This window comes from Paenibacillus sp. Paensp111 (assembly GCF_059492195.1).
In genome coordinates this window covers 3,391,686-3,404,655 of the sequence record NZ_CP168527.1, presented here as the reverse complement: position 1 = coordinate 3,404,655, position 12,970 = coordinate 3,391,686, and the positions used below count along the sequence as shown (strand labels likewise).

Annotated in this window: 12 protein-coding genes and 1 riboswitch; of the genes, 9 read left to right on the top strand and 3 right to left on the bottom strand. The window is 51.6% G+C overall.

The window, feature by feature from the left end:
• The first annotated feature begins 47 nt into the window (after window positions 1-47).
• The 3 genes from pdxR to abnB all read left to right on the top strand — a co-directional run bounded on the left by pdxR (window position 48) and on the right by abnB (window position 5,488).
• Complete coding sequence (gene pdxR, locus ACEN86_RS15980; RefSeq protein ID WP_495631562.1) at window positions 48-1,583, top strand: MocR-like pyridoxine biosynthesis transcription factor PdxR; 1,536 nt, start codon at window positions 48-50, stop codon at window positions 1,581-1,583.
• A 139-nt stretch (window positions 1,584-1,722) separates the two neighbouring features.
• The gene (locus ACEN86_RS15975) at window positions 1,723-2,508 is read left to right on the top strand and encodes a helix-turn-helix domain-containing protein (RefSeq protein ID WP_495631561.1); all 786 of its coding nucleotides are present in this window, start codon (window positions 1,723-1,725) and stop codon (window positions 2,506-2,508) included.
• A 538-nt stretch (window positions 2,509-3,046) separates the two neighbouring features.
• On the top strand, window positions 3,047-5,488 hold the full coding sequence (abnB, locus tag ACEN86_RS15970; RefSeq protein ID WP_495634325.1) for an arabinan endo-1,5-alpha-L-arabinosidase AbnB: 2,442 nt from the start codon (window positions 3,047-3,049) through the stop codon (window positions 5,486-5,488).
• 99 nt (window positions 5,489-5,587) lie between these two features.
• On the opposite strand, the gene asd is transcribed toward abnB, so the two are convergent.
• The 3 genes from asd to ACEN86_RS15955 form a co-directional block, all read right to left on the bottom strand.
• Window positions 5,588-6,376 carry an archaetidylserine decarboxylase gene (gene asd, locus ACEN86_RS15965; RefSeq protein ID WP_495631560.1) on the bottom strand — a complete coding sequence of 263 codons (789 nt, stop codon included), beginning with the start codon at window positions 6,374-6,376 and terminating at the stop codon, window positions 5,588-5,590.
• A 288-nt stretch (window positions 6,377-6,664) separates the two neighbouring features.
• Window positions 6,665-6,829 carry a sporulation histidine kinase inhibitor Sda gene (sda, locus tag ACEN86_RS15960; RefSeq protein WP_495631559.1) on the bottom strand — a complete coding sequence of 55 codons (165 nt, stop codon included), beginning with the start codon at window positions 6,827-6,829 and terminating at the stop codon, window positions 6,665-6,667.
• A 36-nt stretch (window positions 6,830-6,865) separates the two neighbouring features.
• Window positions 6,866-6,944: riboswitch (cyclic di-GMP riboswitch) on the bottom strand.
• A 270-nt stretch (window positions 6,945-7,214) separates the two neighbouring features.
• A complete protein-coding gene (locus ACEN86_RS15955) occupies window positions 7,215-7,937 on the bottom strand; it encodes a glycosyltransferase family 2 protein (RefSeq protein ID WP_495631558.1) in 723 nt (240 codons plus the stop codon).
• Between the two features lie 286 nt (window positions 7,938-8,223).
• On the opposite strand from ACEN86_RS15955, the gene ACEN86_RS15950 reads away from it, so the two are divergent.
• The 6 genes from ACEN86_RS15950 to ACEN86_RS15925 all read left to right on the top strand — a co-directional run bounded on the left by ACEN86_RS15950 (window position 8,224) and on the right by ACEN86_RS15925 (window position 12,942).
• The gene (locus ACEN86_RS15950) at window positions 8,224-8,943 is read left to right on the top strand and encodes a glycosyltransferase (protein WP_495631557.1); all 720 of its coding nucleotides are present in this window, start codon (window positions 8,224-8,226) and stop codon (window positions 8,941-8,943) included.
• Window positions 8,944-8,959: 16 nt separating this feature from the next.
• Complete coding sequence (locus tag ACEN86_RS15945; RefSeq protein WP_495631556.1) at window positions 8,960-10,177, top strand: glycosyltransferase family 4 protein; 1,218 nt, start codon at window positions 8,960-8,962, stop codon at window positions 10,175-10,177.
• Window positions 10,178-10,192: 15 nt separating this feature from the next.
• Complete coding sequence (locus ACEN86_RS15940) at window positions 10,193-10,357, top strand: hypothetical protein (RefSeq protein ID WP_495631555.1); 165 nt, start codon at window positions 10,193-10,195, stop codon at window positions 10,355-10,357.
• A gap of 35 nt (window positions 10,358-10,392) precedes the next feature.
• Window positions 10,393-10,731: a hypothetical protein gene (locus ACEN86_RS15935; protein WP_495631554.1), complete on the top strand. Its 339-nt coding sequence runs from the start codon at window positions 10,393-10,395 to the stop codon at window positions 10,729-10,731.
• Between the two features lie 182 nt (window positions 10,732-10,913).
• The gene (locus ACEN86_RS15930; RefSeq protein WP_495631553.1) at window positions 10,914-11,822 is read left to right on the top strand and encodes an NAD-dependent epimerase/dehydratase family protein; all 909 of its coding nucleotides are present in this window, start codon (window positions 10,914-10,916) and stop codon (window positions 11,820-11,822) included.
• 55 nt (window positions 11,823-11,877) lie between these two features.
• Window positions 11,878-12,942: a glycosyltransferase family 4 protein gene (locus tag ACEN86_RS15925; RefSeq protein WP_495631552.1), complete on the top strand. Its 1,065-nt coding sequence runs from the start codon at window positions 11,878-11,880 to the stop codon at window positions 12,940-12,942.
• Window positions 12,943-12,970 lie beyond the last annotated feature (28 nt).

Sequence of the window (12,970 nt, the reverse complement as noted above, 5' to 3'; positions counted from 1 at the left end):
TGGTCCACTTTTAGAAGTTAATTTCACTCTAATGTAGAGAGAGGCTGATGAGCTTGGAATTGGTTCTTCCCTGGGAAGCCTGCCTGCAGCAGTATCGCTATAAATATTTGGCGCTCTACCATGCCCTGCGATCCGCTATTCATGAGGGAACTCTGGCTGGCGGTACGAGACTGCCTTCGAGCCGGGAGCTCGCGCAGCTGTATGGGATATCCAGAGGCAGTGTAGCCCAGGCCTACGATATGCTGCTTGCCGAAGGATATGTGCTGTCAGAGGTAGGCCGGGGTACTTACGTGGCGTCTTTGATGACAGAAGTGACGGAGAGATCTGCCGCTGAGGCTGAACTGCCGTTATCCGCTTGGGGTCAGCGAATGGCGGAGGGCAGTTCGGGGGGCTGGAGTAAGCGGGATGCAGCCACCCAGGAACCGGGCAGACGCGGGAAGACGCCGAGCCCGAACAGCCATCTCTCCTTCTCGGGAGGCGGGGGAGATATACGGCATTTCCCGCATGCCGAGTGGAGAAGGGCGCTTGCCTTTGCCGGCAGGGAGGCTGCGGCTGGCGGGGCGGCTCACATCCCCGAGGATCCGTTCGGGGATGAAAGCCTGCGGGCCGCGATTGCTGCCCATTTGCGCCGGAGCCGCGGCATCACCGCGGAGCCGGCGCAAATCTGCCTCTTCAGCGGCTCCATGCAGGCCATTGCTCTCCTGACCCAGCTGCTGCTGGGGGAAGGTGAGCCGGCCGTGGTGGAAGATCCCGGGTATCACGGGATCGTCAAGGCCGTTCGCGCCTGCGGCGGCAGTCCGCTGCCGGCTGCCCTAGACGGCAGCGGGATTGTGCCGCAGGACTGGCAGGCGCGGCTGCTCTTCGTTACGCCGGGCCGGCAGTTCCCGACCGGCGCTGTGCTGTCTTCGGCCCGGCGGCAGGAGCTGCTGGCCTGGGCCCGCCGGAAGGAGGCTGTCATCATCGAAGATGATTATGACAGCGAGTTCCGCTGGGGCGGGCGGCCGCTTGAGCCGCTCAAGGCGCTCGACCGGGACGAGCGTGTCGTGTACGTCGGCTCGTTCACGAACACGATGTTCGCTTCGCTGCGAATCGGCTATGCCGTGCTGCCGCGAGGCTTGACCCTGCCGATGCGCTGTGCCAAGGCGCTGTATGAGCCGACTCCACCGGCCGCGATGGAGCAGCGGGCGCTCGCCCGGTTCATGGCCCGGGGCGAGTATGACCGGCATCTTCGCCGGATGCGGAGAATCTACCATACCCGGTATGATGCGCTGTGCAGGCTCCTGTCCGAGGATGAGATGCGGGGGCTGTTCCAGGTGCTGCCCGCGGATGCTGGGCTGCACATTTACGCACGGTGGCTCCGTTCTGAGGAGGAATTTCAGCTGCTGTGCGAGCTTTCGGTACAGAATGGTATAGAATTCAGGGATGCCCGGACTTATGGGCTAACTCCGTCTCTGCCTGCTGCCTGCTTCTCCTTTGGCCATTTACAGATAGATGAACTGTCTGAAGGGATACGGCGGCTGATGAAATCCTGGAGGCTTGTACAAGAAAAGCTCAATACAAGGTATAATCAATCTATAACATGAGGAAATCTGGAGAGAACAGCGGCCGAAAGTCCAAGTTTTTCCCGTAGTTACGACCGTACCGACACGCCGGAATTTTTAACTGAATCTAATACAGCAAAGCTGTAAGCAAGAGAATGTCATTATTCAGAGGGGGAATGTCATGCTTCACGCTTCTACATCTTCATTTGTGCTGAAGCCTGCCTTTGCCAAAATCGTCTGTGAACCCGGCTGGAAATGGCAGAAGCGGGAGAAACCGCTGGAGAATTACGATTTGTTCTACGTATGGAGCGGCGAGGGAACTGTGGTTCTGAATGATCGCCCGATTCAGGTCAGCCGGGGAAGCTGCTTCTTGTTCCGTCCGGGGGACCATACGAGTGCAACGCATAATCCGCAGAAGCCATTGGTGCTGACTTACATTCATTTTGATGTTGACGAGCCTGTATCCGAGGTGCCTGGAGCTTACCGGGTGCTTGAGGATACGCTCGATTTCGAATATATGCTGTCCCGTTATGTGCGTCTCTTCCTGATCAAGGCCTACGCGGCCGAGGAGGAAGCGCGCCTGATTCTCAAGCAGCTGATGATCTATCTGCTCCGGGAGGAACGAGAGAAGCCAGTGGAGAGAAAAGTCAGCAATCAGCTGACCGAAGTCATCCATGAGGTGGCTAATTATGTGCTTCAGCACCCTGGGCTTCCTCATCGCGTTGAAGACCTGGCTGCCAGAGCCGGCCTCTCAGCCCGATACTTCTCGATCAAATTCAAGGAACTGACGGGAGCCTCCGTTCAATCTTACATTATCAAGTGCAGGATTGACCGTGCCCAGCACCTGCTGCTGCATGCAGGGATGAATGTGACGGAAGTGGCGGATGCGCTGGGTTACCGGGATATCTTCTTCTTCAGCCGTCAGTTCAAGCAGTATACGGGCAAGAGCCCCTCGGAGATCCGGTAAATTTTTTTTGAAATACCTGTTTCAAAAGGAAAGTGGCTGGGTAATGGGTATTTATGTTACTTTTAAGTAGAGGGAGGAGGTGTCACTTATGAGCAGAAGACGGCGGATGCGCAGTAGAGGAAGCTTCTCTCAAGGCTGCAGCATTTTTCGGAATCGTATGCGCCGGGTTCGGCCTGCTGCTGAACGTGAAGAATTCTGGTTCTAATACTTAAGTATGAGTAAGTCAATCACATATTCGGCACTATGGTGCTGTCAAGAGACTGCCTGGGGAGACCCGGCGGTCTTTTTTTGCTGTTAACCCTTCTTATCTCTGTTTTAATTTTATATAAATTTAAAATAAATTTGATGTATTGACAATATTTTGACGAGGATAGATACTATCTGTGTTTAAATATAAACTTATTTAGTTCTATCTAAACTAAATAAGTGAGCACTTTGTTTGATGACGTACCTTGAAAAGGGCAAGAGATCCAGGTTTTTTTGTATCAACAAATGTAAGGGTTTACAAAAAACACTGTCCATTCGAAAGGAGAACATGATGAAGAATCTGAAAGTGCGTAAGGTCACCATAACCGCGGGGATGGCCGCCCTATTAGTTGCGGCGGTCCTTGTACCGGATCCGGGCATGAAGAGCACGACACAGGCTGTAGCAGCCGAGGCGGCAGAACCGGTCACAGTGAAGAAGCAGGCACAAGCCCCATTTTTTCAAGAGGCCTCTGTACATGATCCTTCCGTAATCAAGGTGGGAGACACCTTTTACGTATTCGGATCTCACTTGGCCGCAGCCAAAACCAAGGACTTTATGAAGTGGGACATGATCGCTTCCGGAGTGAAGGATGGCAATAAGCTCATCCCGAACGTGACGCAGGAGCTTAAGGAGACTCTTTCCTGGGCTCAATCGGATACGCTGTGGGCTCCAGATGTAATTCAGCTTGCGGATGGGAAATTCTATATGTACTACAACGCCTGCAAGGGAGACTCTCCCCGCTCAGCCCTGGGTGTGGCGGTGGCGGATAACGTGGAGGGACCCTATAAGGACCTCGGGATTATTCTGAAATCTGGCATGTGGGGAGAGGCAGGGGCGGATGGAACGATCTATGATGCAACCAAGCATCCGAACGTCGTTGATCCCGACGTATTCTTCGACAAAGACGGGAAGCTGTGGATGGTATACGGTTCCTACTCAGGCGGTATCTTCATTCTTAAAATGGATCCCAAGACCGGCAAGCCATTGCCGGATCAGGGTTATGGCAAGAAGCTGACCGGCGGCAATCACAGCCGGATTGAAGGACCTTATATGCTCTATAGTCCCAAGACGGATTATTACTACTTATTCCTGTCGTTTGGCGGCTTGGATGCAAATGGCGGGTACAATATGCGCGTAGCCCGCTCGAAGACACCGGATGGTCCATTCCTGGATGCAGACGGTAATGACATGCTTCTGGCGAAGGCGAATCCGAATCTACCGCTCTTTGATGACAAGTCAGTTGAGCCATATGGGGTCAAGCTGATGGGGAATTACCTGTTCAAGCGGGACATCGGTGATCCGGGACAGGGAGCGGGCACCGGTTATGTCTCACCAGGGCACAATTCAGCCTACTTTGACAGCAAGACAGGGAAATACTTTCTGATCTTCCACTCCCGGTTCCCGCAGCGAGGAGAAGAGCACGAGATCCGTGTCCATGAAATGTATATGAATACCCAAGGCTGGCCGGTAGTCGCTCCATACCGTTACGCTGGAGAGGCGAGCGATAAGCTCACCGTGAGGCCAATCAACAAGAATGATATTGCAGGGGAATACAAGTTTATCAACCACGGAAAGGAGATCACCTCGGCGATTAAGGAATCGGTCTCTATTACCCTGGATAAGAAAGGCGCAATAACCGGTGATGTGCGCGGCGAATGGAAGATTACCGGGGGCAATAAAGCCGAGATTACGATAGATGGAGTCCGATACAGCGGTGTATTTACCTATCAATGGAGTCCGGATGACCAGAAGAGTGTGCTCACCTTGAGTGCCTTATCAAGCAAGGGAGAAGCGATCTGGGGCAGCCGGATCGTGAACCGGAGCGACAAACAAATTGTTGAAGATGTACAAAAGGACCTCAGCCTGGGTGATACCAGCGGAGTCTATCATGATCTTGCTCTACCAGCTTCAGGTTCAGAAGGTTCGGTGATATCCTGGACCTCCTCGGCACCAGGTATTGTATCGGCCAGCGGCACTGTGAATCGTCCGGCGGCCGGAGCTGGAAATGCCGCAGTCAACTTGACGGCTGTTATTACCAAAGGCAAAGCCAAAGCCGTAAAGGATCTGCAGGTAGTTGTGCTTCAGCAGAGTGAAGGTCCGCTGGTTGCGAGCTATTCGATGGACGAAGATAAGGGAAGTCTCATTCAGGACAGCTCCGCAAATGGTTATCACGGTAAGCTGACGGGAGGAGTAAGCTGGGAAGCGAACGATGCGAGTAACTTGAATGATGCGAAGAGCGGTTCCCTTAACTTTAACGGTAAGGATGGTTATGTACAGCTGACAGGTGCGCTTGCCGATGCGGAGGACTTTACCTTTGCCGCGTGGGTGAATTGGGCGGGGGGAGGAGACTGGCAGCGTATTTTCGATATCGGAAATGGGATGAACGCCTTCATGTTCCTTACTCCGTCGCAATACAGCGGCGCTCTCCAATTCACCATCCATGAGCAGGGCACGGATCAAAGTCTACTGTCATCCGCCCCGCTGCCAAAGAATGAATGGAGCCATGTTGCGGTAACCTTGGAGGGCAGTACAGGCAAGCTGTATGTTAATGGCAAGCTTGCGGCCACGAATACGAATATGAGCTTTAATCCGAAGGAGCTAAAGGCAGTGGAAGCCTATCTCGGCAAAAGCCGATTTGCAGCAGATGCTTATTTCGGGGGACGCATGGACGATATTCAGTTCTACAACAAAGCCCTGAACGAGCAGGAGATCGGTAAATTGTCCGGATACTAAACAGCAAGGAGCAGTCTCTATAGAGGCTGCTCCTTGCTTTGTATAGGTTTCACTTGATTTTCGGTTAGCTGCTCACTGCTCGCCCTAGCTGTGTTCCAGCTAGTTCCGGTAGAATCTTCCCAGCAATGTGCCAAGCTTCACCGGTGTGCCGATGGCCAGATCCGGCAAAGGTTCAAAGGTCCCGTTCTCCGTCAACAGGACAACCGTAGAGCCGAATTCAAAATAAGCCATGTCATCTCCGCGATTCCACGAAGTTGCGTGATCATCCGTATATTTGATACTGCTAACATTCATGGCTCCCACCTTCACGACGGCCACCTCACCCAGTTCATGGGAGATGTAGGTAATCAGCCGTTCGTTCCGGCTTAGAACACCCTTCATATGAGTTAGTCCAAAATCATTGACCGGATACACCCGGCCTTTCAGGTGCTCGCTTTCTACCTTCTGACCCGTTACCGGGGCATGAATACGATGATAGTTAGTCGGACTCAGATAGAGTACGAAGAAGTATCCATTCTTATAGGTCTCCATATGTGGAGAATGGCCCAGAAGCTCTGCCAGGGAATAGTCCTGGCCTTTAACACCCGGGATTAAGCCTGCGCTCACGGGTCCCATACCGGTAATCAGTCCGTCGACGGGGCTGATCAGGGCATCAGGTGCGTCAGGTATCGGACGCATCCCCGCTTTCAGGCGGCGGGAGAAGAATTCGTTCAGGGAACGGTATTCACTAATATCTTTCTCCGCTTCGTGCAGCGGAATATTATAGGTTCTCGCAAATGTGGGAATGATGTGACGGCTGAATCCGGAATGGGAAAAGTGGCCCATAATTTGAGAGATCCATTTCCGGGAGGAAAGCTCGGTCATCAGCCTCATCACTTTTTTTGCCATTGGGGCATCCTCCTTACAAACAGATAAGACAAAGCTTATATTGACATAGAACCTGCTTGAAATCAACCTTTAGCCCGTATTTTGATTCAGGGAGCGTTGATTGGCATATGGAAAATAGTGTATGTTGGAGACAGCTGTATTGCGGCTGCAAGCTGGTGGGATTAGGAAGATAAGGAGGATAAGAAGGGGGGATGTGGATATCAACGTACTATGTTCACTACCCAGATTTCTCCCCTTCATCAAGAAGCTTTTCTGAAAGAACTCAGGGACCGGTGTCCGCACTTACAATTACAGTGATGGAGATGGATCGCTGTTTTCGCCCGATTTTCTGCGTTCCAGCTCCTCTTCAAGCAGTTGAAGGAACTCTTGATTAAGTCCCAGCTTAAGCGCATTTTCATAGGCCTTTACCAAGGTTGCATAACTCATTTCTGATAGACCCAGTTCATTGATCATACAGCAAATTCTCCTATCATTAAGATAATTGCTGTTTTCGGTAACCCAGCCGCCATGTTAGATCTGGCCTGTGGCTTTGCGTCCTTACCTCTCGGTAAGTTTGCGTTTTCGAACAGTCGTCGTATAGTTGGTACTTATTTATTTTATCGGATGTTCGCAGCAAAATATTGAGAACCTGGAACTATGCCCTGAAGATCAGGATCAAGTATGACTATAGGGCCTAAAGCAATATTCCTTTGAGTAAAAAATTACAAAACCAGCCTGATCCCTAAAGGAGAGGCTGGTTTATTTGTTCGCAATTTTATTTTTGCATTTTTTGATAGAGAAATAACAGCATATGAGAATGGAAGGTAGGGACCAGTATATTGTAGAGTGTTCTCATATCTTAGAGAAGTCCTTCATCGAAGGCTTTATAGAGCGCCTGATGCTTAGCGCGAATATCGCGGCGCAGCTGCTCATCCCACATGCCGAATTCAAGCGACGTGTTAGCGCCGTGTCTGCGGTAGAAGAACAGAAACTCGGGGATCAAGAAGCCCTCCCATCCGAGCGAAGCCAGATGAATCCAGAACTCCCAATCCTCATAGCCGCTCAGCTCCTCATCAAATCCATTCGCTTGTTCAAAGGCGGCCTTCCGGAACATCGAGTTACCAATCACAATGTTATTCTCCAGGAGCAGCTTCTTCGAGAATGGCGGCGGGGTCCATGACCAATCCTCGGTCCCGAAGCACTGCAGATAACAGGTTACGAAGCCAATCCCGGGCTCAGCCTCGAGCACGGCAGCTTCCTTCTCAAGCAGTGTGGGATGGATTCGGTCGTCGGCATCCAGCCGATAAATGTACTTTCCTCTCGCTTCGCTAATTCCGTGATTAAGCGCCCGCGGAATGCCTTGATTAGGCTGGTGAATAATCCGGATTCCCTTTCCGCCCAAATGCTGAAGCACCTGAAGGGTGGCCGGATCATCCGACCCATCGTTGACGATGATGATCTCGAAATCCTGCAGAGTGGATTGAAGCACCGTATCTACGGTCTCCTCAATAAATTGCCCGTAATTATAACAGGGAATGACAACAGATATTAAGGGTTGCCCTGGGCTGTTATCCATGTGCATGGGTTCAGCCTCCTCCTCTCGTGAATCTTCTATATATTTGTTATCCATATGGATCGAACTAAAGACTAGTTCATTCCATATATATAAATATATGAATCTGTAATCAGAGAGACACGGCAGACAGGAAGGTTCCCTCTTAAATGAACGTGAGAATCATATAAGATACTGCCTATTTTTGCTCTGATAGGAGTATGTCTATGACCCTGCCGTACCCATGCATATATATGTAGAGTGGGGGCGAATGAGACAGCAGGCCTCCTGATGTCAAGAGAAAAGGAGCACAGGCATGAAACCTACAGTTACTGTAGTGATACCTTTCTATAACGATCCCTATATCAGCCAGGCCATTCAGAGTGTACTGGAGCAGTCTTATGAGCCTACTGAGATTATTGTCGTAGACGATGGCTCTACCGTACATGCTGATCTTCTTACCCCTTATCTTCCCTATATTCACTATCTGGGCAAGTCGAACGGCGGAACCGCGTCGGCGCTTAACCACGGGATACGTCATGCTTCCGGCCAGTACATTGCATGGTTAAGCTCGGACGATATGTTCTACAGGGACAAAATTGATACCCAGCTTCACTTCATGCTCGATCAGAATGCCCCCATCTCCTATACCAATTTCAATTATATCGATAGCTCGGGACAGATCACTGGGATTGGCGGAGCCCATGTATACGGAAGTGACCTCGAATTCCGGCGGGGCTTTCTTAACGGGAATCCGGTAAATGGCTGCACAGTCATGATCCGCAGAGATTTATTCTATGCGGTTGGTCTTTTTAATGAAGCCTTTCCTTATACGCATGACCTTGAATTCTGGCACCGGGTCATTCTGTGCGGCTTCCGTTTTCCGTTTCTGAATGAATGTCTAACCGCCTACCGGCGCCATATGGCCATGGGCACAATTCTTCTGAATGAGGTCATCCAGCAGGAGTACGCCCATACCCAGGAGCGGGTACGCGTGCCGCTTATGGAGATGATATCCCGATTGGAACGAGGATAGTCTGGAGGGAGAGAGAATGAGAATTTTATTGGCCACCTTTTGGCTGGTTCCGCATGTGGGGGGAGTATGGAAATTCATGAGCCAGCTTAAGGAGCGGCTGGAAGCGATGGGTCATGAAGTGGATGTGATGGGGAACAGTCCGGATTATGCCAAGTTCCATATGCCCAATCGTGGTTGGGAGCTGTCCAAGGAAGCGGTTCGCCCGATGCTTCTGTCTAAGCTTGATGCGGCTCATACCCCATCCATGCATGCAGATCCTCTGATTCACAGCTATGAGCTTGACCGCTATACCATGGAGCTGTCAGCTCTTTATTTCGGATTGGACCGTTATGATATTATCCATACCCAGGATGTGTTCTCGGCCAGAGCACTCAGCAGAGTTAAGCCTCCGCATGTGCCTCTGATTGCCCATCTTCACGGCTCCGTATCGGAAGAAATGAAGAACCACTTCCTGCTGCATCCGGAGCTTGGGATCTATCCTTATTCGCCGGCCTGGAGATATTTCGAGTCTATTGAATACTACGGGGCAGTCTCCAGCACCCTGACGATCACCGCCAATCAATGGCAAAAGAGTCTGCTTGTTCACGGGCTGGGTGTGCCTGAACCTCAGGTCAGCGTATTTCAGTACGGCCTTGATACGGAGGCATTCCGGCAGAATGCCAACTCCGGTACGGACCTTCAGAAGCCGGGTGGCAAGAAGGTGATTATTTGCCCGGCCCGTCTTACTTTTGTAAAAGGAATTGATGTCTTGATCGAGGCACTCGGCCTCCTGAAGCAGTCCCGTCAGGACTGGGTCTGCTGGATTGTTGGAGAAGGGGAGAAGCGGGGGGAACTGGAGCAGCAGGCTGCAAATCTTGGGCTGCAGAATGACGTTATGTTCCTGGGCGAGCGCCACGATGTTCCGGCCCTGCTTACCCTGTCGGATATCTTCGTCCATTCCTGTATCCAGGATAATCAGCCTTTCTCCGTGATGGAGGCCCAGATGGCAGGACTTCCTGTATGTGTATCGGAAGCGGGAGGGCTGCCGGAGATGGTAGAGCACGGGGTGACCGGCCTGGTCTCGCCGGTACGGGATTCCTTCGCGCTGTCCGAACAGCTGAAGCTGCTGCTGGACAACGAGAGCCTAAGGCTTGAAATAGGGCACCATGCCAAGGCCTTCGCTGCTGCTCACTGGTCCCTCGATTTAATGATCGAGCGGGTGCTCGGTATTTATCATTCTGCTTTAACCAAGTAAAGGAGTGAGACTGCATTGAGTGATCGCTACATGGTTATCTCGGATCTGTATAACCGGATCTTTACGGTTCAGACCTCGCATCCGGAACTGCTTGTGGATTATGTCATCTGGAACAAGATCTTTGAGAGCCTCCCGCCAGGCTATCAGCTTCCAGACTACCCGGTTCTAAATTTAAGATAGAATCCTAACCGGTTAACCCTGCCAGGAGGAGGTGGATGATGTCGATATTTCAATTTGTGTCCGCTGAGCATGGTCCGATGGATTCCCGGTATATTCAGCAAATAGACCTGGAAATCGTGAATCTGTCTTCCCCCATGTTCGACATGCTGATTCTTGGGTATGCACCCGAAGGGCTGGTATACCGCGGGCTGTATCATGCCGATCCGGGAACGGCTGTAGGGATACCTCCCATTGTGACGAACTACCGATCGTTCGAAGTTCATGTCATTACCAATATTAACAGCTTCTCCGGAACAGGCATCACGATGAGGGCGTGGAATAATGGGGCTCTTGCCGCTGTATATACACAGGAAGATGCCATAAGGGCGAACTGAAGCTGCTGCTATGGGTGGATTGAAAGATGATATCCTTGCCCGCTGGCCGGTAACGTTACCCTCCATGCGGGCACCTCTTTAGTCCATCCGCTTCTTGGTAAAGGGGCGGGTAACCCTCCTGCAAACGGCCAGTCAGGCCCCTTTCCGCTTGCGTACACTAGCTTAAAAAGGAGGACTGATGGATGAAAGCGGTAGTAACGGGCGGAGCCGGATTTATTGGCTCCCATTTGGTAGAGGAACTGCTTATCGGGCATGCCGAGGTTCATATCCTAGACAATTTATCCACCGGCCTTCGCAGCAATATCCCGGCAGGCGCTGCCCTGCATGAAGTCGACATTCATTCGGAGGAAGCCCGGCAGGTTATTGTGCGGGTCAAGCCGGATGTGGTATTCCATCTTGCAGCTCAAGCCGATGTCCAGTATTCCATACAGCATCCCAAGAAGGATGCGGATATCAATGTCTCGGGAACGGTGAATTTGCTGGATGCCTGCAAGTTGGCTTCGGTGAACAAAATAATCTTCTCCTCGACCTCCGCCGTCTATGGCAATCTGCAGAAAGACCGGATCAAGGAAGAGGATGAGGTCCTGCCTGCTTCTTATTACGGCCTCTCTAAGGCCGCAGGCGAAGCTTATATCCGGCTGTTCCATGAGCTTCATGGCCTGCCTTACACTATTCTGAGATACGCCAATGTATATGGTCCACGACAGATGATCAAGGGGGAAGGCAGTGTAGTTGCCCTGCTTGCCCGCAAGGCACGATCAGGGGAGACCTTCCACATTCACGGCGACGGGGAGCAGACCCGTGATTTCATTTACGTCAAGGATGTCGTACGGGCCAATCTGGCTGCTGCGCAGTACAAGGGCCAGGAGTTGACCTGTAATATCGGAACCTCCAGAAGGACTTCGGTTAATCAATTAGTCGCCTATGTCTCCAAGCTGCATGGCACGGAGCTGAACATCACGCATACGCCTTCACGGAGCGGAGATATTCGTCACAGCTGTCTGGACGTTCAGCGGGCGGATCAGCAGCTGCGCTGGACCTCTCGGACCGATATTATGGACGGACTTCAGGCTACGATTGCTTCCCTGTAAGGAGGCTCACTTCGGTTCTCTAACAGGGAGCAGGTACAGAAAGGAGGGCTGCGCAATGAGATTCCTGTTTGTGTTCTATATTTCAGGCGGCGGCGTGGATGCCTTGAACCGTTACCGGTGCCAAGCCTTGAAGCAGATCGGTCATGAAGGCCACTGTCTGTATTTCAGACCGGGTCCCGGCATGCAGAATTATAAGGATGAAGTTCGATTTGTCACCGACAGTGATGAGGAGATCAGGCAGATCCTGCTTGCGCATCAGTATGATGCCATTGTGGTTACAACCGAGCATCGAGCTTTTGAGAGATTCAGGCAGCTGGGATATACCGGCAAGATGGTGCTTGAAATACAAGGTTATGGTCCGAAAAGTCAGGCCAGAAAAGGACTCACCGAGGCTGTTCCCTACGTGAACGCCTATGCCTCTGGTCTGCTCAATCCGCATACCCGCCATATTTCGGAGCTGTATGAAGAGCTTTTCCCCCATATTCCGAAATTCTACTTCAATAATCCATTTGACACAGGCAGCTTCGCCTATATCCAGATTCCGGCTCCCATGACGCCGATAGTCGCGTGGGTTGGCCGGGTGGAAGATAACAAGAATTGGCGTGAGTTCCTGGTCATCTGTTATTACTTGCTGCGGCAGATTCCGAATTTGCAAATATGGATCTACGAAGATCCTACGTTCACATCACCGGCGGAGCGGGCGGATTTCCATGAGACGATCTACCAGCTGGGACTGTTCGAGCATATCACCTTCTATCAGAATGTACCGCACAGCGAAATGAGGGCACATTATTCCATGATCGGCGACTCGGGAGGCCTGATGATCTCCACTTCGAAGGAAGAAGGGGCGCCTTACTCCTTCATTGAAGCCATGAACTGCCGGTGCCCGGTGCTCTCCTCGGAGAAGGACGGAATATATCAGTCTATTATTTATGGACAAACCGGCAAAATGTACCCGCTTGGACAGGTCACCGCGGCGGTGAATGAAGCCCTTGATCTTATCCGGAATTCCGCCATGAGGCAGTATATCCTTGCGAATGCCCAGCGGCATGTGGCTCAGAACTTCTCACTGCAGGCTTACGCCGGCAATTTTATGAATATGATACACAGCTTACCGTAGAAGAAGGGGACGTTCTCATGGAGGACTT